The organism is Sphingomonas sanxanigenens DSM 19645 = NX02 (genome assembly GCF_000512205.2).
In the GTDB taxonomy this organism is placed as follows: Bacteria; Pseudomonadota; Alphaproteobacteria; order Sphingomonadales; family Sphingomonadaceae; genus Sphingomonas_D; species Sphingomonas_D sanxanigenens.
The window spans coordinates 4344612-4368386 of the sequence record NZ_CP006644.1; the positions used below are offsets into that span (position 1 = coordinate 4344612).

Below are 23775 nucleotides of genomic sequence, written 5' to 3' on the forward strand. Positions count from 1 at the left end.
CGCGGGTTTCATTAGCGGTGTGAGAGCCCGTTCGCCAAGGAGTCATTCGTGAAGTCAGCCCTTCGTTTCGCTGGAACCGTATCGGCGTTGCTCTGCGCCGCGCAGGTGCAAGCCCAGGCGCCCGCCCGGCAAAGTGCCGCGAAGCCGGCACCGCGGCTGGTCGTCGCCATCTCGGTGGACCAGTTCTCGGCGAACCTGTTCGCGGAATATCGCCAGATGTTCCGGCTGGGCATGAAGCGGTTGACGCAGGGCGTGGTCTTCCCCTCGGGCTATCAGAGCCACGCCGCGACCGAGACCTGCCCCGGCCATTCGACGATCCTTACCGGTTCGCGCCCCTCGCGCACCGGCATCATCGCCAATGACTGGATCGATCTGGGCGCCGCGCGCGCGGACAAGGTGATCTATTGCGCGGAAGATCCCACCGCACCGGGCTCCAGCTCCAGGAACTATGTCGTGTCGCCGCGCCATCTGAAAGCGCTGACGCTGGGTGACCGGATGAAGGCGGCGGCACCCGCGGACCGCGTCGTTTCGGTTGCAGGCAAGGATCGTGCGGCAGTGATGATGGGCGGCCACCAGACCGACCAGATCTGGTTCTGGGGCGGAAAGTCGTTCGTCACGTTACCCGATCGCACCGGCGCGGCGCCCGCAACCGTCGGCCGCGTCAACGCGCAGGTCGCAGCCACCATCGCCAGGCCCGAAAAGGTCGTGCTTCCCGCGGAATGCCGCAGCCGCGCCATCGCGGTGCCGATCGGCGCCGGCAAGTCGGTGGGTGTACCGGTCGATCGCAAGGCGGAGGATTTCAGCGGCTTCCGCGTCGCCGCCGGCTTCGACGCCGCAACCACCGACCTCGCGATCGGCCTGATCGACGAGATGAAACTCGGCCGTGGGCAGGGGACCGATGTGCTGGCCATCGGGCTTTCCGCCACCGACTATGTCGGCCATGCCTTCGGCACCGAGGGTGGCGAGATGTGCGCGCAGTTGATGGGGCTCGACGCCAATGTCGGCCGCATCCTCGACGCGCTCGACGCGACCGGCACGCCCTATGTCGTCGCGCTTACCGCCGATCATGGCGGGCATGACCTGACCGAGCGCGACACGGCGCGCGCCTTCCCCGGCGCGCAGCGCGTCGATCCGAAGCTGAACTCGGACACGATCGGCAAGGCGATCGCGGCGGAGCTGGGCATCACGCTCGATGGGCCCCTGCTCTCGTCGACCGGCCCGTTCGGCGACTGGTATGTCTCGCGCGCGCTGCCCGCCGCGCTGCGCCCGCGCGTAATCGCACTCGCGCAGGCGAAGCTGCAGGCCTATCCCCAGATCCAGACGGTGCTGACCGCCGACGATCTGCGCCGCATGCCCAGCCCGCAACCGCCGGTCGAGGAATGGTCGCTCGCCGAGCGCGCCCGCGCCTCGTTCGATCCCGAGCGGTCGGGCGACCTGATCGTGTTGCTGAAGCCGAACGTGATGCCGATCCCGGATCCGACCAAGGGCTATGTCGCGACCCATGGTTCACCGTGGATCTACGACCGCCGTGTGCCGATTCTGTTCTATCGTCCCGGCGCCACGGGCTTCGAACAGCCGCTGGGCATCGAGACCGTCGATATCCTGCCGACGCTTGCCGCGCTGATCGGCCTCGACGTGCCGAGCGAGGAAATCGACGGCCGCTGCCTCGATCTCGACGCCGGCCAGGCCGACACCTGCGCGAAATGAGTTGAATTCTCCTCCCCGGCGCGCAGCGTCGGGGAGCTCGGGCAGGAAAATTAAAGCATCAATCGCCCGCGCCGGGCTCCGGCGAGAAATATTTCTCGAACTTGCCGGTCTGGCCCTTCATCGCGTCGGCATCGTCCGGGGTCTGGTCAAGCTTGCGGGTCACGTTCGGCCACTGCGCCGAATAGGTCGTGTTGAGCTCCAGCCACTGCTCGAGACCGCTTTCGGTATCGGGCAGGATCGCCTCGGCCGGGCATTCGGGCTCGCAGACGCCGCAGTCGATGCATTCGCTGGGGTTGATGACGAGCATATTCTCGCCCTCATAGAAGCAGTCGACCGGACACACCTCTACGCAATCCATATATTTGCAGCGGATGCAGGCGTCCGTAACGACGTAGGTCATTGTCTCAAAGCTCCCCGGGGAAACGTCCCGTGGCGGCCCCGCTAAGGTTCGCGCCCCGGCGCGTCAACATCTTCGCCATTGCTGCAAGTCGTTTTCAGCGGCGGCGGTGACAGATCGGCATAGCATTTGCGGGCTTCCAGGGCCGGTCCCCGCCGCGCCGGCAGGGCCTCGACGCGAATCACCCGCACCCGGCCGTCGAGCGCGAAGGTCAGCACATTGCCCGGCCTGACGGGCGCGTGCGCGCGATCGACGACGCGGCCGTCGATCCTGAGACGCCCCGCTTCGGCGATCGTCTGCGCCAGCGACCGCGTCTTGACCAGCCGCACGAACCACAGGAAGCGGTCGAGCCGCTGGCTCGGCCCCGCACCCCCCGCCGGCCCGCCGGCTTCAGTGGCCATCCGCCGTCCGCCATTCCGCCAGCACGGCGAAGGCATTGCCCGGTCGCTGGACCGCGCGCCGGCGCTGCCGCTGCAGCCCGCGCCAAACCCAGCGCGGGCCGGTGCGGCCGTCGTCCGCGGCATCCGCGGGGCGGAAGCCCAGCGCCAGCATCAGTTGCGCGAAACTCGGCGGGCGCAGCCCCAGCGATGTCGCGAGCCCCGGATCGGGGCTGAACGGCGCGCGTCCGCCGCCATCGCCGCCGGTGCGCGCATCATGCGCGATCCGCGCCAGCCGCTCGGCAAGGTCGATGCGCAGCATCTGCGCGCCGAGCGGGCGATAGCCGGCGCGCACCGCCGCCTCGAACCGCATCGGATCGCCGGGCGTCGCAACCGCCGCGGCGCCCGCCTGCGGCAGTTCGGGCATGTCACTGCCCTCGCTCGCCGCGAGCAGCGCCAGCCGCCAGCGCGCCGCCTCGGGCTTCAGCAACACCGGGCAGAAGATGTCGAGCGTGCCGATCTTCACACCCAGCCGCCCCGCCTGCTGGCGCATCGTGCGATCGAGCCCGGCCACCGTCGCGTCGAGATCGGCGCGCGCGGCTATACCGCCGGCGTCGGCAAGCGGCGCATAGAGTGCGCGGATCTGCGGCGGCACCTGCGGGTCGCGCGCCGCCGCCGCCAGCGCGGTCACGGGCTTCAGGTGGCGTCGCGTCTGCGCCTGCAGCCAGCCCGCCAGCCGTTCGGTCACCGCCGAGCGGTCATCGGCGGAGAGCGCGTCGAGCGCCTTGTAGAGGCGGACATGCGGCTGCAGCAACCCCCTGCCCTTTTCCAGCCGCGCGACGATATCGCCGCGCCAGAAGATTGCGACCGGGCGACCGACATCGGTGGCGAGCATGAGTTCCTCGTCGGGCGCTGCGGCAAGCTGTGTCGCGCGGCGCGACAATTCCCCGCCCAGCCGCCGCTCCGCCGCCGCCATCAGGCGCTTCATGTCACCATGCCGCGCCTGATGATCGACCCGGAAGCGGAAACCTTCGAGGTGACCGATATGCTCGCCGCCCACCAGCACCGCGCCATCCGCCTCGACGGTCACCGGCAGCGCGTCATGCCCCTTGGCGCCGAGATCGCGCATCAGCACCGAGGTGCGGCGATCGACGAAGCGCTGCGTCAGCCGCTGGTGGAGCGCATCGCTGAGCTTTTCCTCCAGCGTGCGCGTGCGGTCCGCCCAGCGGCCGGGTTCAGCCAGCCAGTCGGCGCGGTGCGCGATATAGGCCCAGGTGCGTGCGGCCGCGATCCGGTCGGCGATCGCCTCGACATCGCCCTGCACATTGTCGAGCCGGGCGATCTCGTCGGCGAACCAGGTAGCGGGGATATGCCCCTGCCCCTCGCTCAGATGGCCGTAGATGCGGCTGACCAGCCGGCTGTGCGCCTCCGCGCCGGTCTTGCGGAAATCGGGCAGGCCGCAGGCGGCCCACAGCCGGCGGACGGCGCGCTCGCCGCGGGCGCGGGCGCCGACATAGGGTTCGGCCGCCAGCCGCTTGAGCACCGCCAGGTCCACCGCCTGCGGTGCCGCGCGCAGCTGCGGCCGTTCGGGCCGCGCCTCCAGCGCCTCGATCAGCCGATCCACGCTCGCCATGTCGGGATCGCCGTCGCGCCAGAACAGATGGTCGAGCGGCGGGAAGCGATGCTCCTCGATCGCCTCGATATCCTCGGGCAGGAAGCGCCGCGTCTCATTCCCCTCCAGCGCGAGCTCGCCGAACGTGCCGTCGCGCTGGTGGCGCCCGGCGCGGCCGGCGATCTGCGCCATTTCGGCCAAGGTCAGCCGGCGGCGGCGGCGCCCGTCGAACTTGGAGAGCGAGGCGAAGGCGACATGCGCCACATCCATGTTCAGGCCCATGCCGATCGCATCGGTGGCGACGAGATAGTCGACCTCGCCCGCCTGATACATCGCGACCTGGGCGTTGCGGGTGCGCGGGGAAAGCGCGCCCATCACCACCGCTGCGCCGCCGCGCGTCCGCCGCAGCATCTCCGCCACGGCATAGACTTCCTCCGCGCTGAACGCGACGACCACCGAGCGCTTGGGCAGCCGGCTGAGCTTCTTTGCGCCGGCATAGCTGAGCGTGGAGAAGCGCGGCCGGGTGATGATCTCGGCATCGCGCACGAGCGCGCGGATCATCGGCCGCATGCTCTCGGAGCCGAGGATCATCGTCTCTTCGCGCCCGCGCGCATGGAGCAGCCGGTCGGTGAATACATGGCCGCGCTCGGGATCGGCGCCGAGCTGCGATTCGTCGAGCGCGACGAAGGCGAAATCGCGCTCCATCGGCATCGATTCGGCGGTGGAGAGGAACCAGCGCGCACCCTCGGGCACGATCTTCTCCTCGCCGGTGATCAGCGCGACTTCCCTGGGCCCCTTGATCGCGACGACGCGGTCATAAACCTCTCGCGCCAGCAGCCGCAGCGGAAAGCCGATCATTCCCGACGAATGGCCGCACAGGCGCTCCACCGCGAGGTGGGTCTTGCCGGTATTGGTGGGCCCCAGCACGGCGGTCACAGCCGATCGGGCGAACGCGCTCATGGATCGATAGATCGTGCCGATCGGCCTCAGGCGCAAGCGGCGATTTCCCGGCGCCGCCTCGGGTCGGTCCGCTGATCGGTCGGCCAGTCGCTCTCAACGGGCAACGCACCGGCAGAGACGAAATCCCCCGGATCGGCGCGGGGATGGATGTCCACCGTCTTGCCCGCCGGCTGCGCAACCCTGACGGAGGCCTCGTTCGGCGACCGGCGAGGGAGGCGGTGATGAATTGTTTCCACCTCAACGCCGGAAATGTCCGCAGCATGACAAACCGTTGCTATGCAGAAGCGGTGAGCGGTAACAACGGAGGCCAGGTTGACCACGGGTTTCACCCTACCTACCTCGCGGCGCATGACAACGCCATCGAGCTGCGTATATATCCGCTGATGACCTCGCCGAACATCGTCCTCGTCGAAGACGATCCGCCATTGCGGACGCTCACCGCGCGCGCGCTTCAGGAAAATGGTTATCGGGTGCAGACCGCATCGTCCGCGCCCGAGATGTGGATCGCGTTCGAGAACGGCCATGTCGATCTCCTGCTGCTCGATATCATGCTGCCGGGCACCAACGGCATCGACCTGTGCCGCGAGATCCGCCGCCGCAGCGACGTGCCGATCATCTTCATCAGCGCGAAGAACAGCGAGGCCGATCGCGTGATCGGCCTGGAACTTGGCGCCGACGATTATCTCGCCAAGCCCTTCGGCGCGCGCGAGTTGGTGGCGCGCGTCCGCGCCGTCCTGCGCCGCGGCGGGCTGGAGCGCCAGCCGTCCGGCCCGCGCGACAATGAGGACAAGTTCGACGGCTGGGCCGTCAACTATCCGCGGCGCGAGTTGAAGTCGCCCGACGGCGCGGTCGTGCCGTTGACCGGTGCCGAATTCGACCTGCTGGCGAGTTTTCTCGGCCAGCCGCAGCGCGTGATCGCGCGCGAACGGCTGATCGAATTGTCGCGCACGCGGCTGGGCGATTCGTCCGACCGCAGCATCGACGTTCTCGTCAGCCGGCTGCGCCGCAAGCTTTCGACCGAGGACAAACCGGCGCCGATCGTCACCGTGCGCGGCGTAGGCTATATGTTCAACGCCACGGTCGAACGCAGCTGAACCGCTGGCGCGATCGGCGGCGCGGCATTACCGGTCGCACAGCGCAACAATCCGGTTATCATCCCGTGTTCGGAACGACCCGGCATCATCTGGGCCTGCTAGGCCGGATCCTCGCGATCCTTCTGCTGACCGTCGTCATCGAGTTCGGTGCCAGCACGGTGCTGTACGAACGCGCCGCGCGCCTGTCGCTGCGCGAGGACGAGGCCCGGCGCCTCGCCGAGCATCTCGTGATCGCACACAAGCTGATGGACGAGCGGTCGTGGAAGCAGCGGCCGCAGATGGCGAGCGAGCTGACCACCGACCGCTATATCCTCAGCTGGGGGCCGACGCCGCTGGTGCCGCCGCCGCTGTCAGCCGAGCTGCGGGCGATGCGCCGCCAGATCGTCGCCTGGGAGCCCGAGCTGGCGAAGACCGACCTCAGGCTCAAGCTGCTCTCGCCCGGCCGCAAGGCGACGGTGAGCGGCGATCTCCGGCTGCCCGACGGCAGCTGGGTTCATTTCACCGCCAAGGGCCTCGTCCACAGCTGGGACCTCGCGTTCGGACGCGTGCTGCTGGCGATGATCCCCGCGGTCGCGCTGCTGATCCTCGGCGCGCTGCTGATCCGCCGCGCGCTCAGCCCGTTGCGCCGGCTCGCGCATGCGACCGAGCGAATCGGCCTGGGCGAGGAAGTGCTGGTCCGCGAGACCGGCACCTTCGAGGTGCGCGACGTGATCCGCGCGTTCAACGCGATGCAGTTGCGCATCCACCGCCTTATCGACGAGCGCACCGAGGCGCTGGCCGCGGTCGGCCACGATATCCGCACCCCGATCGCCCGCCTGCAGCTCCGGCTCGATTCGGTCCGCGACGAGCAGATCCGCGAGGCGATCCAGGGCGATCTCGACGAAATGGACGGCATGATTGCCTCGCTGCTCGCGTTCCTCGGCGGTGAGCGCGATCCCGAACAACCGGTGCTGACCGACCTTGCCGTGCTCGCCGCGACGATCGCCGAGGAATGCGCGGATCGTGGCCATGATGCGAGCTACGAGGGGCCGGACCATCTGAACTTCCGGCTCCGCCCGTTCAACATGCGCCGCGCGATCGGCAATCTCGTCGGCAATGCGCTGCGCTATGGCGAACGGTGCGTGGTTTCGGTCGCGATGGCGGAGCACGAGGTGCTGATCCGGGTCGATGACGAAGGCCCCGGCATCGCCGAGGACAAGATGGAGGAAGTGCTTCAGCCGTTCACCCGGCTCGATAGCGCGCGCCAGCGCGACACGCAGGGATTGGGGCTCGGCCTCGCGATCGTCGTGCGCGCGGTGGATCTGGAAAAGGGCCGCCTGACCCTGTCGAACCGGCCGGAAGGGGGCTTGCGCGCGGAAATCGCACTGCCCATCGCGCAGCAATAATTCTTAACGCTACCGCTGCGTCGCAGCAAAGCCGGTTTCCTAGCTCCATGGCAAGGCGCGCGCACCGCGCGCAAGCCAATGGAGAACACTCATGAACGACGTCATCGGGCGCGTATTCAGCTTTGAGAAGCAGGTCTACCAGACCAAGCAGGCGCTTTATTCCCGTCTTGCCGACCATGGCCAGAGCCCCAAGGCCCTCATGATCTCCTGCGCCGATTCGCGGGTGGTTCCCGAAGAGATCATCCAGGCCCAGCCGGGTGACCTGTTCGTCTGCCGCAACGCCGGCAACATCGTCCCCCCCTTCTCGCAGGCCAATGGTGGCGTCTCCTCCACCGTCGAATATGCGGTGATGGTGCTCGGCGTGACCGATATCATCGTCTGCGGCCATTCCGACTGCGGCGCGATGAAGGCGCTGGGCGACGACGTCACGCTCGCGAAGATGCCCAACGTCGCCGCATGGCTGCGCCACTCGTCGGCCGCGCATCATGTCGTGACGCAGGGCTATCCGGAACTCACCCGCCCGGAGCAGGTGCGCGCCGTCTCGCTCGAGAATGTCGTCGCGCAGCTCGCCCATCTCCGCACGCATCCGTCGGTCGCCGCCGGCATCGCCCGCGGCGAAATCTCGCTGCATGGCTGGTTCGTCGACATTCATGCCGGCCAGGTTCTGGCGCTCGACGGGGAGAGCGGCCGCTTCGTGCAGCTCGACCACGAGAAGCCGCTGCCGGTTGCGCTGCCGGCGCGTCAGCGCCTCGCGTCCGACGTCATTTACGCCCAGGCCGCGGAATGAGCACCGCTGCCTCCATGTTCGCGGGCAAGACGATGGGGCGGGATCTCACCGCCTCCATCGTCGTGTTCCTCGTGGCGATGCCCCTCTGCATGGGCATCGCCGTCGCCTCGGGCGTCCCGCCTGAAAAGGGTCTGATCACTGGCATCATCGGCGGCATCGTCGTCGGCCTGCTCGCCGGTTCGCCACTGCAGGTCAGCGGCCCCGCCGCCGGCCTCGCAGTGATCGTGTTCGAGATCGTCCAGGAGCAGGGCCTCTCGGCGCTTGGGCCGATCCTCGTGCTCGCCGGCCTGTTCCAGATCGCCGCCGGCCTGTTCAAGCTCGGCGGCTGGTTCCGCGCGATCTCGCCCGCCGTGGTCCATGGCATGCTCGCCGGCATCGGCGCGCTGATCGTGATCGGTCAGTTCCACGTGCTGTTCGACGCCAAGCCGCTGTCGAGCGGTCTCGAAAATCTGGCAGCGATGCCGGGCCGCGTTCTCGGACTGTCGCCCAGCAACATCGAGGCGACCGAACTCGCCCTGCTGATCGGCCTGCTGACCATCGGCGCGATGGTCGGCTGGGAAAAGCTCCGCCCGCGGTCGATGCGGCTGGTGCCGGGCGCGCTGGTCGGCGTCGTCGTCGCCACCGTCGTCACCGTCGCGCTCGGCCTCGGCGTCGCCAAGGTGGACGTGCCGGCCTCGATCTTCGCTGCGGTCGACACGCCCGGCGAAGGGTTCCTCGCCACCCTGCTCTCGCCGAGCGTGATCGTCACAGCGATCGCCATCGCCTTCATCGCCAGCGCCGAGACCCTGCTGTCGGCCGCCGCGGTCGATCGCATGCATGACGGTGTCCGCACCAACTACGACAAGGAATTGTGGGCGCAGGGCGTCGGCAACATGCTGTGCGGCGTCGCCGGCTCGCTGCCGATGACGGGCGTCATCGTCCGCTCGTCGGCCAACGTCCAGGCCGGTGCCGTCACCCGCATGTCGGCGATCATGCACGGCGTATGGATCCTCGGCTTCGTCGCACTGCTGCCCTGGCTGCTGCGCGCGATCCCGATGGCATCGCTGGGTGCGATCCTCGTCGTCACCGGCTGGCGCCTGGTGAGCCTGAGCCATGTGAAGCACCTGTTCAGCCATTATGGCGCGATGCCGGTGGTGATCTGGCTGGCGACCTTCGTCATGGTCGTCGCGACCGACCTGCTGACCGGCGTGCTCGTCGGCCTCGGTCTCTCGCTGGTCGAACTGGCGCCCAACCTGCGCCGCCTGCGCCTGCGGGTGAACACCGACCATCAGCCCGAAGCGAGCCACATGTCGCTGGACGGCGCGGCGACCTTCGTCACGCTGCCCAAGCTCAGCAAGGCGCTCGACGCCCTGCCCGAAGACAAGCCGGCGAAGATCGACTTCGCCCGGGTGTCGGCGGTGGACCACACCGTCGCCGAGATGCTCTCCGACTGGCTGCAGCGCAAGCGCCGCAGCGGCATGTCGATCGAGTTCGCGGGTGCGCCTGGTGCACTGCGGCATCTCAACAACACTCATTGACCAAAACACCTCCGGGCCTGACCAGCAATGTTTTGCAATAAATCAGCAACATTGCAGTAAGGCTCGGAGGATATTTCGGGTGCGACCTGAGGCACCCGGCACGGCGTGTGGGCTTTGTCGGCGGATGAGGCCGGGACTTTGGGTACGCAGGAGGAACGTTCTCTCGGAAAGGGGAATGTTCCATGATCAACCGTTTCGCCGTTGCAGCGCTGCTGATGTCGCTCTCGGCGCCCGCCTTCGCCCAGGAAGCCGCTGAAGAGCCGGCCGAACCCATCACCGTTTCGGGCAGCGTTGCGCTCGTTTCCGACTATCGCTTCCGCGGCGTCTCCCAGAGCGACAAGGAAATGGCGATCCAGGGCGGCATCACCGTCAGCCATGAAAGCGGCGCCTATGCCGGCACCTGGGGCTCCAACCTGTCCGGCTGGGGCACCTTCGGCGGCGCCAATATGGAACTCGACCTGTTCGCGGGCTACAAGCTCGAAGTCGCCGAGGGCACGTCGCTGGACGTCGGCCTGACCTGGTACATGTATCCGGGCGGCTTTTCGAACACCGACTTTGCCGAGCCCTTTGCGAAGCTCAGCAGCACGGTCGGACCGGCCAGCGTCCTCGTCGGCATCGCCTATGCGCCCAAGCAGGAAGCGCTGGGCAACTTCGAGCGGACCGTGAACAGCCGCGGCCAGAAGCAGGACAATCTGTACATCTGGGGTGACGTCTCGGGCGGCATTCCGGAGACCCCGCTGACGCTGAAGGGCCATCTCGGCTATTCGAACGGCAACCCGGGCCTCGGCCCGAACGGCACGTCGCTCGCGCCGACCGGCGAATATCTCGACTGGCTGGTCGGTGCCGATCTGGCGCTGGGCCCGGTCGTGCTGGGCGTGGCCTATGTCGATACCGACATCACGAAGCGTGAATCGGCCTATCTGCAGCCCAACTTCTCCTCGACCAAGAACGGTTCCTCGATCGCGGCCAGCCAGGTCGTGTTCTCGATCAGCGCCGCCTTCTGATTCAGGCGTCGGCCTGAACGGGCGGGAAGGATCGTCGCGCGCCGGCTGCCCCCGGCACCGGCGATCCTTCCCGCCCGAGACGGGTTCGAAATTCGAGCGTTGCGGAAAGATATCGTAACGATCCAGCAATGTCGTGCTACGGCAAGGGGCGTGATGCTGATCCTCACCCCTTCGCCGATCGCGAACCGGCCTGGTCGGGCATGCAGCGCCCACCGGCCACTGCCAACCGAGTGATCCGGCCATGAGCGGCGGCGGCACTTCACCGGACTATGTGTTCGCGCCGCATGAGCGGCCGTTGCTGCCGGGCTCCCCGGCCACGCCCGCGCATCCCACTTCCCGCCGCTTTGCCTATTTCGCCATCGGCGTGTTTGTCGGCCTCACCGGCGGCTTCGGCAATGCGATGGTCACCACCAACCTCGCCAACATCCAGGGATCGCTCGGCCTCTACAGCGATCAGGCCGCATGGCTGACCGCCGCCTATCTGATGACCAACGTCTCGATGAGCCTGCTGCTGGTCAAGTTCCGCCAGCAATTCGGCCTCGTCACCTTCGCGCGCATCTTCCTGCCCGCCTATGTGCTCGTCACCGCGGCGCACCTCGTCGCCCACAGCTACACGACCGCGCTGATCGTGCGCGGCGCCAGCGGCATCGCCGCCAGTGCGCTTTCCACGCTGTGCCTGCTCTACATCATCCAGGCGATGCCCGCACCGTGGCGACTGAAAGGCATCGTGCTGGGCATCGGCATCCCGCAGCTCGCCACACCGCTCGCGCGGCTGCTGTCGTCCGACCTGCTCGAACGCGGCCAATGGACGGTGCTCTATGTGTTCGAACTCGGCCTCGCGCTGATCAGCGCCGCGCTGGTGATGCTGCTGCGCCTGCCGCCCAGCGAGCGGATGAAGGCGTTCGAGCCGCTCGATTTCCTCACCTTCGCGCTCTACGCGCCGGGCGTCGCGCTGTTGTGCGGGGTGCTGGCGCAGGGCCGCATCCTGTGGTGGACCGAGGCGCCGTGGCTCGGCTACGCCGCCTGCGCGGCGATCGTGCTGATCGCCGCCGCGCTGCTGATCGAGCACAACCGCGCCAATCCGCTGCTCAACACGCGCTGGCTGGCGAGCCGCGACATCCTGCGCTTCGCGCTGGTGGCAACGTCGGTGCGCATCCTGCTTTCCGAACAGAGCTATGGCGCGATCGGGCTGCTGACCGCGCTGGGGGTGGGCAATGATCAACTCATCATGCTCGGCCTCGTCATGGTGCTGGCAACGATCGCCGGGCTGGCGGCGAGCGCGATCACGATCGACCCGGCCAATCTCGGCCGGCCGATCTTCTGGTCGGTCGCGCTGATCGCGGTGGGCGCGTTCATCGATTCGCACGCCACCAACCTCACCCGCCCGCAGAACATGTATTTCAGCCAGGCGCTGATCGCCTTCGCCGCGGTGTTCTTCATGGGGCCGACGCTGCTGATCGGCATCCTCCGCGCGCTGGTGAAGGGCCCCAACCATATCGTCAGCTTCGTCGCGCTGTTCAGCATCACCCAGTCGATCGGCGGCCTCGCCGGCACCGCCTTCCTCGGCACCTTCCAGGTGATGCGCGAGAAATTCCATTCGCACAGCATCGTCCAGTCGCTGACCTTGGCCGACCCCCAGGTCGCCGGACGCATCCAGTCGCTGGGGGGCGCCTATGGCAAGGTGCTCGGCGATCCGAGCCTGCGGCAGGCGGAAGGCGCGGCGCTGCTTTCGCAGCAGGTGACGCGCGAGGCCAATGTGCTGGCGTTCAACGACATCTTCCTGCTGGTCACGGTGCTCTCGCTCGCCGTGCTGGTCTGGATCGGCATTCGCCAGCTCCGCATGTACATCACCGGGGTGAACCCGATGAGCGAGGTGCTGGCGGCGATGGCGCGCACGAGGGGGCAATGATGGGCGATACGCAGGCACCGCCGGGGCAGGAGCGGGTGAGGGAACCGATCGAGACGCCCCCGGCCCCCGCCGCAGGGTCGGGGCCCCCGGCCCCGCCCGCGCCCACCGGCTGGGCACCCCCCCGCAACACGCTGCGGACGACGTTGATCATCGCCGCGGTGGTGATCGCCGGGATCCTCGTCATCCTCTATGCCTGGGCGCTGCCGCCTTTCTCGCCGCGCATGCAATCCACCGACAACGCCTATGTCCGCGGCCGCACCACGTTGATCGCGCCGCAGGTGGCGGGCTATGTCGTCGACGTGCCGGTGCAGGATTTCGAGCCGGTAAAGCCCGGCCAGGTCCTCGCGAAGATCGACGACCGCATCTACGCCCAGAAGGTCGAGCAGGCGCGGGCCAACCTCAACGCGCAGATCGCCGCGCTCGCCAATTCGCAGCAGACCCGGCGCGCGCGCGAGGCGACGCAGGTCTCGCAGGGCGCGGCCGTCGCCAGCGCCCGCGCGCAATTGCTGCGCGCGCAGGCGGACATGCGCCGGGTGGACGAACTGGTCGGCCAGGGCTCGGTGTCGCTGCGCGAGCGGGACCAGACGCTCGCCGCGCTCCGCGCCGCCGAAGCCGCGGTGCATCAGGCCGAGGCGGCACGCGAGATCGCGCGGCAGGATGTCGTTTCGGTCGGCGTCAATCGCGGCGCGCTCGAGGCTGCGGTCGAAGGTGCGCGCGCCGCGCTCCACCTCGCCGAGATCGACCTCGCCAACACCGTCATCCGCGCGCCCGCCGATGGCGAGCTGGGCGAGGTCGGTGTGCGCGTCGGCCAATATGTCACCGCGGGCACCCAGCTGATGTTCGTCGTGCCGCGCCAGCTCTGGATCACCGCCAACTACAAGGAAGCGCAGACCGCGCGCATGGCGCCGGGCCAGCGCGCCACCGTCCGCGTCGACGCGCTGGGCGACGCCAAGCTGACCGGACGCATCACCAGCCTCGCGCCCGCGACCGGATCCGAGTTCGCGGTGCTCAAGCCCGACAACACCACCGGAAATTTCGTCAAGGTCGCGCAGCGCATCTCGGTGCGCATCGCCGTCGACCCCAACCAGCCGCTCGCCAGCCGGCTGCGCCCCGGCATGTCGGTGGAGGTGAAGATCGATACCCACGGCGGCCCGCAACGATGATCCGCCGCCGCGCCGGAATGCTGCTTGCCGGCCTCCTTGCCGGCTGCACGCTCAACACCGCGGATGTCCCCCGCAAGGCCGCGGTCACGCCGCCCGAAGGCTGGCGCACACCGGCGACGACCAGCGCCGCGCCGATCGCGGCCGACTGGTGGCGGGGCTATGGCGATCCGGCGATGACAGCGCTGATCGAACGCGCGCTCGCCGGCAATCCCGACGTCGCCATCGCGCTGGCCCGCGTCCGCGAAGCGGAGGCGAACGGCCGCGCCGCCAGCGCGCAGCTCCTGCCCACGCTCAACGCGGCGGTCGGCGGCGCCTATTCGCGGACATTGGGCGCGTTCGGCACCGCCAACGATGCCGGGCAGGTCCAGCCGCAACTGCAGGCGGCGTGGCAGGCGGACCTGTTCGGCCGGCTCGACGACCTCGCCGGCGCCGCCCGGGCACAATATCTGGCGAGCGCCGCCGCGCACGATGCCGCGGCGCTGTCGGTCGCCGGCGCCACCGCTTCGGGATACATCGCGCTGCGCGCGCTCGACGCGCGGCTGATCGTCGCGCGCGAGACGCTGACCGCCCGCGCCGAGGCGCTGCGCCTCGCCCAGTCGCGCGCCGATGCCGGCTACACCTCGCAGCTCGAACTCAACCAGGCGCGCAGCGAATATGCCGCGACCGCGCAGATCATCCCTCAGGTCGAGCGCGCGATCGCGATCCAGGAAAATGCGCTGAGCCGGCTGGTGGGGGACAATCCGCGCGCGATCGAACGCGGCGCGACGCTCGCGGCGCTGGTCGTGCCGCCGGTGCCGCAGGGCCTGCCCTCGACATTGCTCCGCCGCCGGCCGGACATCGCGCAGGCCGAACTGACCCTCGTCGCTGCCGATCGCAGCCTCTCCGCCGCGCGCAAGGCGTTTCTCCCCACCGTCCAGCTCACCGGCTCGGCGGGCGCGCTTGCGGTGTCGCGGCTCGATCCGGTCACGGTCTTCTCGATCGGCGGCAGCATCCTCGCGCCGCTGTTCGACGCCGGCCGCGCGCAGGCGGGCGCCGATGCCGCCGCGGCCCGGCGTGATCAGGCAGCCTTCGCCTATCGCGCCGCCGCGCTCACCGCGTTCCAGGAAGTCGAGAACGCGCTCGTCCGCCTCGACCGGATCGGTGCCGAACAGGCCCAGGTCCGTGCCCAGCGCGATGCGCTGGCGGAAGCGCTGCGCCACGCCACCAACCGCTACAATGCCGGCTATTCGGGCTATCTCGACCAGCTCGACGCGCAGCGCGGCCTGCTCGCGGCGGAACTGGCGCTGGTGCAGATCGAGGCGGACCGGCTCTCGGCAAGCGTGGCGCTGTATCAGGCGATGGGCGGGGGTTGGGATCCGGCGGCGCTACCAGCGGATCGTTGGTCATTATAGCCCCTCCCCTTCAGGGGAGGGAAAAGGGGTGGGGAGCGGCGGCGGGGGCTTGACGCTCCCGTCGACGCTGTTTCCGGCGTTGCCGGAAGCTCGCTGCGCTCGCCTCCACCCCAACCCCTCCTCTAAACAGGAGGGGCTTTATCATTGCTTCACCGCTTCCGCGATCAGCGGCGCGACATGCTCCACGATCACGCCGATACCCTTGGGATTGGGATGCATCCCGTCCGCGATCAGCAGGTCGCGCTTGCCCGCCACCCCGTCGAGGAAGAAGGGATAGAGCGCCACGCCATGCTTCTTGGCCAGATCCGGATAGATCGGGTTGAACGCCGCAGCATAATCCGCGCCGAGATTGGGTGCGGCGAGCATCCCCGTCAGCACCGTTTCGATGCCGCGCCTGTCGAGTTCGGTCAGCATCGCGTCGAGGTTGGCGCGCGCTTCCTGCGGGGAGAGCCCGCGCAGCATGTCGTTGGCGCCCAGCCCGAGGATCACGAGGTCCGGCTTGCGCGGCTGTCCGTCGAGCGTGAAGGCGAGGCGTGCGCGGCCCTGCGCGGTGGTCTCGCCCGAAACGCCGGCGTTGACCACCGTGGCGGCGATGCCCTCGGCCCTCAGCGCACGCTCCAGTGTCGGCGCGAATCCCTCGGTGGGGCCGAGCTGATAGCCGGCATAGAGGCTGTCCCCGAACGCCACGATCAGCTTTCCGTCGGCAATCGGCTGCGAAACCGTCGGCGCGAGCACCGCGCCACTCGTATTTTCCGTGGGCGTCGCCATGTTGGCGTTCGGCTCGCTATCCGCACACCCCGCGGTCAGCGCGGCCAGCAGCAGTGCCGCGACCCCCAACTTCCTGTCGTTCAACGGAGCACCTCTTTCCCTATGCACGGAACCAGCGACCCCACGCATATTGCGATCCGCGCCCGCAATGTCACCCTGTCGCTCGGTTCCCGCGACGCCCCCGTCGAAATCCTGAAAGGCATCGACCTCGATATCGAGCGCGGCCAGAGCCTCGCCATCCTCGGCGCCTCGGGCTCGGGCAAATCCTCGCTGATGGCCACCCTGGCCGGGCTGGAGCGCGCGAGCGGCGGCGAGATCCGGGTGGCCGGGGTCGATCATGGCACGCTGGACGAGGATGCGCTGGCGCGCGCGCGGCGCGGCCGGATCGGCATCGTGCTGCAATCCTTCCATCTGCTGCCGACCATGACCGCGCTGGAGAATGTCGCGGTGCCGCTCGAACTCGCCGGCGCGACCGACGCCTTCGCCCGCGCGGAGGCGGAGCTGCAGGCGGTCGGCCTCGGCCACCGCATCGACCATTATCCGTCGCAGCTTTCGGGCGGCGAGCAGCAGCGCGTCGCGATCGCGCGCGCGGTCGCCCCCGGCCCCGAGATCATCTTCGCCGACGAGCCGACCGGCAATCTCGACGCATCGACCGGCACCACCATCATCGAACTGCTGTTCGCACGGCAGGCGGCACGCGGCGCGACCCTCATCATCATTACCCATGATCCAGCGCTCGCGGCGCGCTGCGACCGCATCGTCGAGATGCGCGACGGCCGCATCGTTTCGGACCGGCGCGCGTGAGCCGCCCGCTCGGCTGGCGCGCCGCCTGGCCGCTCGCCCGCCGCGATCTCAGCGCCAGCCTGCGCGGCCTGCGCCTGCTGCTGGTCTGCCTGTTCCTCGGCGTCGCGACGCTCGCCGCGATCGGCAGCCTGACATCGTCGATCACCGACGAACTCGCCGAACGCGGCCAGACCCTGCTCGGCGGCGACATCGAAGTCTCGATGACGCAGCGCGAGGCGACCGCGCCCGAAAAGGCCGAGATGGCGCGGCTCGGCCGGATGAGCGAGACGATCCGGCTGCGCGCGATGGCGCGGCGCGAGGGGCCGGCCCCCGCTGGTACGCCCGAGGCGGTGCTCACCGAACTGAAGGGCGTCGACGGCGTCTATCCGCTCTACGGCACGCTCGCGCTTGGCAAGGGCCCGCGCACCCGGCCGCTGGGTGCCGACGAACTCGTCATCGGCCAGTCGTTGGGCGACCGGCTGGGCGTGGAGCCGGGGGACCGGCTGCGCTACGGCACCGCATCCTTCACGATCAGCGACATCATCGTCGATGAGCCCGATCGCGTCGGCGAGGGTTTCACATTGGGGCCGGTGGCGATCACCAGCCTCGAGGGCCTGCGCCGTGCCGGGCTGATCCAGCCGGGCAGTCTCTATTACAGCAAATACCGCATCCGCCTCGCCCCCACAGCCGACCTCGAAGCGACGGTCGACGCGCTCAAGAAGCGGCATGATGCCGATGGCTGGGCGCTCAAGGATCGCGACCGCGCCGCTCCCGGTGCCAGCCGCTTCTTCGAGCGGATGGGCCAGTTCCTGACCCTGATCGGCCTTGCCGCATTGGTGATCGCGGGGATCGGCATCAGCAACGGCGTCGCCTCCTATCTCCAGCTCAAGCGCGGCAGCATCGCGACCTTGAAGGTGCTGGGCGCGACCTCGGCGGACATCGCGCGCATCTATCTGCTGCAGATCGGCATCGTCGCGGCCGTCGCGATCGTCGCGGGCCTCATCGCCGGCGCGCTGCTGCCGCCGCTGCTGGTCGCGGCGGCGGGCGACGTGCTGCCGGTGAAGCCCGGCATCGGCATCCATCCGCTGCCGCTCGCCACCAGCGCCGTCTACGGCCTGCTCGTCGCCCTGCTGTTCACATTGCCGCCTCTCGCCCGCGCGCGCACCGAGCCGGCGGCGGCGCTGTTCCGCATCGTCGACGATCGCCGTGCGCGGCTCGACCGGCGGACGTGGGGGCTGGTCGCGCTCGCCGGTGCCGGCGTCGTCGGCCTCGCGCTCGCCACCGCGCGCGATCCCCTGTTCTCGGCGATCGTGCTCGGCGGGGTCGCGGCGGTGCTCGGGCTGCTGCTTGCGATCGGTGCCGGCGTGCGACGGCTTGCCGCGCGCGTACGGCGCCCACGCCGGCCGCTGCTGCGCCTCGCCATCGCCAACCTCCACCGTCCGGGCGCGCAGACGCCGGCGCTGGTGGTCGCGCTCGGCCTCGCGCTGACCCTGTTCGTCACCCTCGCCGGCATCCAGACCAGCCTGGAATCGGAGATCAGGCGGACGGTGCCCGCGAAGGCGCCCAACCTGTTCGTGCTCGACATCCCGGTCGAGCAGCGCCAGCGCTTCGTCGACCTGGTCGAGCAGCGCGCGCCGGGCGCGCAGCTCAATCTCGTCCCGGCGCTCCGCGGCACGATCACCGCCTATGGCAGCCAGCGCGTCGCCGACCTCAAGGACCTGCCCGAGGGCGCCTGGTTCCTGCGCGGCGAGCGCGGCGTGACCTATAGCGACGTCGTGCCCGAGGGCAGCGACCTCGTCGCCGGGCGCTGGTGGCCACGCGACTATGCCGGGCCGCCCTTGGTCTCGCTCGATGCCGAGGCGGCGAAGATCATGCAGGTCGACGTCGGCGACACGCTGACCGTCAGCGTGCTCGGCCGCGAGATCCAGGCGCGCATCGCCTCGCTGCGCAAGGTCAATTGGGACACGATGGGGTTCAACTATATCCTCGTCTTCTCGCCCAACACGCTGATCGCGGCGCCGCACAGCCTGACCGCGACGGTGACGATGGCGCCCGCGCGCGAAGCCGCGGTCTCGCGCGCCTTGCTCTCCAGCTTTCCCGCGGCCTCGGTGATCGCGGTGGGGGAGATCATCGATCAGGTCGGCGGGCTGCTGCGCCAGATGTCTACCGCGATCCTCGCCGCCGCCTCGGTCGCGATCCTCGCCGGCATCGCCGTGCTGATCGGCGCGATCGCCGCCTCCCGCCAGGCACGCAGCTACGACAGCGTGATCCTGAAGACATTGGGCGCGACGCGTTGGCAGGTGCTGGGCGCGCAGGCGCTGGAATATGCGGTGCTCGCCAGCCTGCTCGCCGCGGTCTCGCTCGCGCTGGGCAGCCTCGCCGCCTGGTATGTCATCGTGCAGGTCTTCGAGTTCGGCTGGGCGCCCAACTGGTGGGTGGTGCTCGGCACCCTGGCGGGCGGCGCGGTGCTGACACTGGGCATCGGCCTGGCGGGCTCGATCCCGCTGATGTCGGTGCGGCCCGCGCGGGCGTTGCGGACGCTGTAGGCGGCCGGACCACCCGCTCCCGCTGCGGTTCGCACGACCGGATTCGCGCCGGCCCTCCACCCTTTGCTGCGCAAATGATCCCCCTCCCCGACGCTGCGCGCCGGGGAGGAAGATGCAGGTGTCAGATGAACAGGAAGTCGCCGGTGTCCAGGCTTGCCAGCGAGACGTTGAGCAGGGTCACCGAATTGCTTGCGTCGAAGCGGATCACCGTGTTGGCGCCCGATTGCGACGCCACCGCCATGATCTCCTCGAAGCTTTCGAACGGCAGCCCCACGCCGATCCGCAGCACGTCGCCGGCGGCGGCGCCCGCAGTGAAATCGGTAATCGTATCGCGGCCGCCGCCACCGTTGAGGTAGAAGATATCGTCGCCCGCGCCGCCGGCCAGCCGGTCGTTGCCCGCCTCGCCCAGCAGCCGGTCATCGCCGTCACCGCCATGGAGCACGTCGTTGCCTTCGCCGCCGCGCAGATCGTCGTTGCCGGCATTGCCGTAGAAGGTGTTCGCCGTCGCGTCGCCGCGCAACAGGTCGTTGAAGGCGGTGCCCTTGATGATCTCGATGCCGGAGAAGCTGTCCCCCGCGGCGGCACCGCTGACGACGCCGGTCAGCAGCGTGATCGCCGCCGCCCCCGTGGCGGCCTCGTAGCTGGCGGTATCGATACCGTCGCCGCCGTTGAGCGCATCCGCGCCGGTGCCGCCGATCAGCGTGTCGTTGCCGGCACCGCCGTTCAGCACGTCATTGCCGGCACCCCCATCGAGGATGTCGGTGCCGCCGGCACCGTCGATCCGGTTCGCGCCGGCATTGCCGGTGCCGCGGAAGCTGGCATCGCCCACGCGGGTGATGTTCTCGACATTGGCGAAGGTCAGCGTGAACATGTTGGTGCTGGCGAGAACGGTATCGGTGCCCTCGCCCGCCAGTTCGACGATGATATCGTGGGCGTCGAGGATATAGGTGTCGTCACCCGCGCCGCCGCGCAGCGTGTCGGCGCCCGCGCCGCCTTCGAGCCGGTCGTTGCCCAGGCCGCCGTCGAGCGTGTCGTTGCCGGCACCGCCGTTCAGCATGTCATTATGATCGCCGCCGTCGAGCAGGTCCGCGCCGTCGCCGCCGTCGAGCCAGTCATTGCCGCTCAGCCCGCTCAGCTGGTCGCCGGCGCTGCCGCCGATCAGCAGGTCGGTGACGTTGAAATACGGATGGTCGCCGGTCTCTTCTCCGACGAGCGCCACCGGCGTGGTGACATAGGCGGCGTTCTTCACCGTATAATATTCGAGGCCATCGGTGATCGCATCGCTCGAATCGGGAAAGCTCTCGAAGACGATCGCGAACTCGCGCACGTCGGGCGTCGGGTCGAGGAGCAGGTTGAGCGGGCCGACGACGGTGAACTGCGAACTGCTGCCTCCCGAGAAGTTGCGCGACACGCCACCGCCGATCTCGGCGTAGGAGAGCGACCAATAGGACCCGTAGGTGACGATGACCTCATCATCCTCGAAGAAGAATGTGCCCGACGTGCTGTAGCCCGTCAGCGCGAACAGCGCGCCGTTTGCGCGGTCGATCGTAAAGTACATGGCCGTTCTCCCTCCTGTTTCTGGTCCGTAACCAGTCCCACCACGGCTGGATAATCTAGACCTTCCGGGTCACGCGCATGTGACCGCGATCACTGCATGCGCTTTTTCAGAACGATTCGCATGGGGACGTACCGGCGGTACGCAATTAAAATGGATCAAGGACCGGCGGGAACGCTGATCCTCTTCTCCCGCGCCCCGAAAGGCGACCGAAACAGGCCGCGAAACAGGCCGAAGGTGACACGGGTTACAGTGAATTTTGCCCAATCCTGGCCTCCGGATTCCTCCTGCGCGGAGTCGTGGGCCGATGGCTCGACTACCGGCTGCGCACCGCTTGCGCTCGGGTGTATGGGGAATGCGCGCAGGATGGAATCGCGGGGTGACGGGATTCAAGGGCGTGCTATTTCGGGGACATAATACAAAACTTGAAAGCGCCGTTCACGCTGCAGTTAGCCCTGATTGAGTTTCGTATTGCGTCCCCGAAACTGAGTTTCATATTGTGTCCCTGAACCTGTCCATGCGCATTCATGACCGCTCAGGCCGTTCGCTCGGTGGACAGGCCTCCCCCAACCCCTTCCGCGAGCGGGAGGGGGCCGGGATCAGCAGCTTCTCGCGATCCTTTCGCGGGCCTGGGCGTCGATCAGGCGGAGTTCGGCGAGGGTCTGGTCCAGCGCCTCGCGCTGATGTTCCAGTTCGGCGATGCGCTGGCCGACGCGTTCGGAAAGCGCGCGCATCTGTTCGATGTGCTGGGGGTCGGCGTCGTAGAGGTCGAGAAATTCCTCGATGTCGCGCAGCGTGAAGCCCAGCCGCTTGCCGCGCAATATGAGCTGCATGCGGCCCACCTCGCGCTTCGTATAGACGCGCATCGTGCCGATGCGGTGCGGCTGGATCAGCCCGCGATCCTCATAGAAGCGCAAGGTGCGCGGGGTGATGCCGAGCGCGTCGGCGACATCCTGGATCCCGCGCAGATCACCCCGCGCATCGGCTTCAACCGCCTGCAACCCCAACCTCCTTCGTCGCGCCGGCGGCCCCTGCCGCCGCCTTCGCCTTTTCCTCCTCGACCAGCTCCTTCTTGGAGAGTTTGCCGATCAGCGTCTTGGGCAAGGATTTGCGGATTTCGATCTCGCGGGGAAGCTCGATCTTGCTCACTTTGTCACGCAGAAAGTCGCGCAAGGCTTCGGGCGTAACGCTCGCGCCCTCCACCAGCGTGACGAAACCCTTCGCCGCCTGCCCGCGATAGGCGTCCGGCACGCCGATCACCACCGCCTCCGCCACCGCCGGATGCTCGTAGAGCGCATCCTCGATCACGCGCGGATAGACGTTGTAGCCGGAGGACAGGATCATGTCCTTCATCCGGTCGACGATGAACAGATAGCCGTCCGCATCGAGATGGCCGACATCGCCGGTGCGCAGCGCGCCATCGACGAAGGCGTTGCGGCTTTCCTCGGGCTTGTCCCAATAGGCGCCCATCACCTGGGGCCCGCGCGCGCAGATCTCGCCATTCTCGCCCAGCGGCACGATGCGGGTGGGATCCTCGCGGTCGCGGATCTCGATCGTCGTGCCCGGGAAGGGCTGGCCCGCCGAGCCCGACTTGTTGAGCCCGTCGAACGGATTGCAGGTGATGATCGGCGACGCTTCCGACAGGCCATAGCCCTCGACGAGCTTCGCGCCGGTGATCGTCTCGAAGCTCTGGCGGACCTCGGGCGGCAGCGGCGCGCCGCCGGAGATGCAGGCGCGGACCGAGGAGAGATCGACCTTCTGCTTCGCCGCCGCCAGGTTGATCGCATTGTAGATCGTCGGCACCGCCGGCAGGTAGGTCGGCCTGGCGCGGGCGATCGCGCGCAGCAACTGCTGCAGTTCGAAGCGCGGCAGCAGGATCATCTCGGCGCCGGTGCGCAGCGAGAAGTTGAGCACCGTGGTGAGCGCGAAGACATGGAACAGCGGCAGCACGCCCATCACCCGGTCCTGCTCTTCGCGCTCGCCGCCGACATGGACCACCATCGCATCGGCATTGGCGACGAGGTTGGCGTGGGTGAGCATCGCCGCCTTGGGCAGGCCGGTGGTGCCGCCGGTATATTGCAGCACCGCCAGATCGTCCGGCTTCACCGCCACCCGATAGGGCTGGGCATTGCCCGCCACGAGATGCGCGAAATCGGTGAAGCGCGCATTTTTGGGAGCCCGGCCGATCTCCGCGCGTTTGAGCAGCCGATAGAGGAGGCCGGTCGCGCGCGGCAGCGCATCGGCGATCGGACAGGTGATGACGTGGGGAACGCCCAATTGCTGAGCGACCGTCACCACGCGGGCATGATGTTCGGCGACATCCGCGGTCGCGATGATCTCGGCGCGCGAATCCTTGAGCAGGTGGGTCAGCTCGCGCTCGGTATAGAGCGGGTTCACGTTGACCACCGTCGCACCGATTCGCAGCGCGGCGCAGTAGAGGATCGGATAATAGGGCGTGTTGGGCAGGCACAGCGCCACCCGGCTGCCATGCTTGGCCCCCAGCGCCTGCAGGCCGGCGGCGGCGCGATCCACCAGCACGTCCAGTTCGGCATAGGTCGTGCGGCGGCCGAGGAAATCATAGGCGATACGGTCGCCGAAGCGCCGCACCGTGTCTCTCAGCAGATGGTCGATCAGCCGTGGCCGGGCCGGCAGCGGCAGGCCATGCGCGATGCTGCGGGTGTTGGGTGCGATCCGATCGGTCGGCGCGTTGTTCATCCTCGCCTCTTGTTGTTCTCACTTCGCGCGGCCCGGCCGTTTTCGTCGGCCGTCACCACTTGACGTATTGGTTAAGTAGCGTACCTAAGCGACAGTCGGCAAGGG

18 protein-coding genes are annotated in these 23775 nt (G+C 68.6%); 11 read left to right on the forward strand and 7 right to left on the reverse strand.

The window, feature by feature from the left end; all coding sequences use genetic code 11:
* Positions 1–48: 48 nt before the first annotated feature.
* The gene (locus tag NX02_RS19775; protein WP_039996704.1) at positions 49–1707 is read left to right on the forward strand and encodes an alkaline phosphatase family protein; all 1659 of its coding nucleotides are present in this window, start codon (positions 49–51) and stop codon (positions 1705–1707) included.
* Between the two features lie 58 nt (positions 1708–1765).
* Here NX02_RS19775 and fdxA read toward each other — a convergent pair whose 3' ends face one another.
* The 3 genes from fdxA to NX02_RS19790 are packed head-to-tail and all read right to left on the reverse strand — an operon-like array spanning position 1766 to position 5053.
* Entirely contained in the window at positions 1766–2107 is a 342-nt protein-coding gene (gene fdxA / locus NX02_RS19780; protein ID WP_025293922.1) for a ferredoxin FdxA, read from the reverse strand.
* 41 nt (positions 2108–2148) lie between these two features.
* Complete coding sequence (locus NX02_RS19785; protein WP_025293923.1) at positions 2149–2505, reverse strand: RNA-binding S4 domain-containing protein; 357 nt, start codon at positions 2503–2505, stop codon at positions 2149–2151.
* On the reverse strand, positions 2495–5053 hold the full coding sequence (locus NX02_RS19790) for a helicase-related protein (protein WP_025293924.1): 2559 nt from the start codon (positions 5051–5053) through the stop codon (positions 2495–2497). The genes NX02_RS19785 and NX02_RS19790 overlap by 11 nt, the downstream gene beginning before the upstream one ends.
* A gap of 383 nt (positions 5054–5436) precedes the next feature.
* Here NX02_RS19790 and NX02_RS19795 point away from each other — a divergent pair, with 383 nt between their 5' ends.
* The 8 genes from NX02_RS19795 (at position 5437) to NX02_RS19830 (ending at position 15303) form a co-directional block, all read left to right on the forward strand.
* Positions 5437–6147, forward strand: a complete 711-nt coding sequence (locus NX02_RS19795; RefSeq protein WP_025293925.1) for a response regulator transcription factor — start codon at positions 5437–5439, stop codon at positions 6145–6147.
* A 65-nt stretch (positions 6148–6212) separates the two neighbouring features.
* A complete protein-coding gene (locus tag NX02_RS19800) occupies positions 6213–7532 on the forward strand; it encodes an ATP-binding protein (protein WP_025293926.1) in 1320 nt (439 codons plus the stop codon).
* A gap of 91 nt (positions 7533–7623) precedes the next feature.
* The gene (locus tag NX02_RS19805) at positions 7624–8319 is read left to right on the forward strand and encodes a carbonic anhydrase (protein WP_025293927.1); all 696 of its coding nucleotides are present in this window, start codon (positions 7624–7626) and stop codon (positions 8317–8319) included.
* On the forward strand, positions 8316–9836 hold the full coding sequence (locus NX02_RS19810; RefSeq protein ID WP_025293928.1) for a SulP family inorganic anion transporter: 1521 nt from the start codon (positions 8316–8318) through the stop codon (positions 9834–9836). The genes NX02_RS19805 and NX02_RS19810 overlap by 4 nt, the downstream gene beginning before the upstream one ends.
* A gap of 182 nt (positions 9837–10018) precedes the next feature.
* On the forward strand, positions 10019–10840 hold the full coding sequence (locus NX02_RS19815) for a TorF family putative porin (RefSeq protein WP_211258236.1): 822 nt from the start codon (positions 10019–10021) through the stop codon (positions 10838–10840).
* A 241-nt stretch (positions 10841–11081) separates the two neighbouring features.
* The gene (locus NX02_RS19820) at positions 11082–12749 is read left to right on the forward strand and encodes an MFS transporter (protein ID WP_025293930.1); all 1668 of its coding nucleotides are present in this window, start codon (positions 11082–11084) and stop codon (positions 12747–12749) included.
* Complete coding sequence (locus NX02_RS19825; protein ID WP_025293931.1) at positions 12749–13912, forward strand: HlyD family secretion protein; 1164 nt, start codon at positions 12749–12751, stop codon at positions 13910–13912. Before NX02_RS19820 ends, NX02_RS19825 begins: the two co-directional genes overlap by 1 nt.
* Positions 13909–15303 (forward strand): efflux transporter outer membrane subunit, encoded by a 1395-nt coding sequence (locus NX02_RS19830; protein ID WP_039996705.1) that lies wholly within the window; start codon positions 13909–13911, stop codon positions 15301–15303. Before NX02_RS19825 ends, NX02_RS19830 begins: the two co-directional genes overlap by 4 nt.
* Before the next feature lie 141 nt (positions 15304–15444).
* On the opposite strand, the gene NX02_RS19835 is transcribed toward NX02_RS19830, so the two are convergent.
* Entirely contained in the window at positions 15445–16071 is a 627-nt protein-coding gene (locus NX02_RS19835) for an arylesterase (RefSeq protein ID WP_158014267.1), read from the reverse strand.
* 102 nt (positions 16072–16173) lie between these two features.
* On the opposite strand from NX02_RS19835, the gene NX02_RS19840 reads away from it, so the two are divergent.
* Both NX02_RS19840 and NX02_RS19845 read left to right on the forward strand, forming a co-directional pair.
* Positions 16174–16875 (forward strand): ABC transporter ATP-binding protein, encoded by a 702-nt coding sequence (locus NX02_RS19840; protein ID WP_025293934.1) that lies wholly within the window; start codon positions 16174–16176, stop codon positions 16873–16875.
* Complete coding sequence (locus NX02_RS19845; RefSeq protein ID WP_025293935.1) at positions 16872–19400, forward strand: ABC transporter permease; 2529 nt, start codon at positions 16872–16874, stop codon at positions 19398–19400. The genes NX02_RS19840 and NX02_RS19845 overlap by 4 nt, the downstream gene beginning before the upstream one ends.
* A gap of 121 nt (positions 19401–19521) precedes the next feature.
* Here the strand turns inward: NX02_RS19845 and NX02_RS33930 are convergent, their stop codons facing one another.
* The 3 genes from NX02_RS33930 to NX02_RS19860 form a co-directional block, all read right to left on the reverse strand.
* A complete protein-coding gene (locus tag NX02_RS33930) occupies positions 19522–20958 on the reverse strand; it encodes a calcium-binding protein (protein ID WP_025293936.1) in 1437 nt (478 codons plus the stop codon).
* Positions 20959–21554: 596 nt separating this feature from the next.
* Positions 21555–21956 (reverse strand): MerR family transcriptional regulator, encoded by a 402-nt coding sequence (locus tag NX02_RS19855; RefSeq protein WP_025293937.1) that lies wholly within the window; start codon positions 21954–21956, stop codon positions 21555–21557.
* The gene (locus tag NX02_RS19860) at positions 21943–23670 is read right to left on the reverse strand and encodes a long-chain-fatty-acid--CoA ligase (protein WP_025293938.1); all 1728 of its coding nucleotides are present in this window, start codon (positions 23668–23670) and stop codon (positions 21943–21945) included. The genes NX02_RS19855 and NX02_RS19860 overlap by 14 nt, the downstream gene beginning before the upstream one ends.
* Between the last annotated feature and the right edge of the window lie 105 nt (positions 23671–23775).

What these genes read in the sequence shown, in the direction of transcription:
- NX02_RS19825 (WP_025293931.1), top strand. Translation starts at nt 12,749, where the DNA reads ATGGGCGATACGCAGGCACCGCCGGGGCAGGAGCGGGTGAGGGAACCG.
- NX02_RS19790 (WP_025293924.1), bottom strand. Translation starts at nt 5,053, where the DNA reads ATGAGCGCGTTCGCCCGATCGGCTGTGACCGCCGTGCTGGGGCCCACC.
- NX02_RS19835 (WP_158014267.1), bottom strand. Translation starts at nt 16,071, where the DNA reads ATGGCGACGCCCACGGAAAATACGAGTGGCGCGGTGCTCGCGCCGACG.
- NX02_RS19810 (WP_025293928.1), top strand. Translation starts at nt 8,316, where the DNA reads ATGAGCACCGCTGCCTCCATGTTCGCGGGCAAGACGATGGGGCGGGAT.
- NX02_RS19805 (WP_025293927.1), top strand. Translation starts at nt 7,624, where the DNA reads ATGAACGACGTCATCGGGCGCGTATTCAGCTTTGAGAAGCAGGTCTAC.
- NX02_RS19820 (WP_025293930.1), top strand. Translation starts at nt 11,082, where the DNA reads ATGAGCGGCGGCGGCACTTCACCGGACTATGTGTTCGCGCCGCATGAG.
- NX02_RS19830 (WP_039996705.1), top strand. Translation starts at nt 13,909, where the DNA reads ATGATCCGCCGCCGCGCCGGAATGCTGCTTGCCGGCCTCCTTGCCGGC.
- NX02_RS19860 (WP_025293938.1), bottom strand. Translation starts at nt 23,670, where the DNA reads ATGAACAACGCGCCGACCGATCGGATCGCACCCAACACCCGCAGCATC.
- NX02_RS19785 (WP_025293923.1), bottom strand. Translation starts at nt 2,505, where the DNA reads ATGGCCACTGAAGCCGGCGGGCCGGCGGGGGGTGCGGGGCCGAGCCAG.
- fdxA (WP_025293922.1), bottom strand. Translation starts at nt 2,107, where the DNA reads ATGACCTACGTCGTTACGGACGCCTGCATCCGCTGCAAATATATGGAT.
- NX02_RS33930 (WP_025293936.1), bottom strand. Translation starts at nt 20,958, where the DNA reads ATGTACTTTACGATCGACCGCGCAAACGGCGCGCTGTTCGCGCTGACG.
- NX02_RS19815 (WP_211258236.1), top strand. Translation starts at nt 10,019, where the DNA reads ATGATCAACCGTTTCGCCGTTGCAGCGCTGCTGATGTCGCTCTCGGCG.
- NX02_RS19795 (WP_025293925.1), top strand. Translation starts at nt 5,437, where the DNA reads ATGACCTCGCCGAACATCGTCCTCGTCGAAGACGATCCGCCATTGCGG.
- NX02_RS19840 (WP_025293934.1), top strand. Translation starts at nt 16,174, where the DNA reads ATGCACGGAACCAGCGACCCCACGCATATTGCGATCCGCGCCCGCAAT.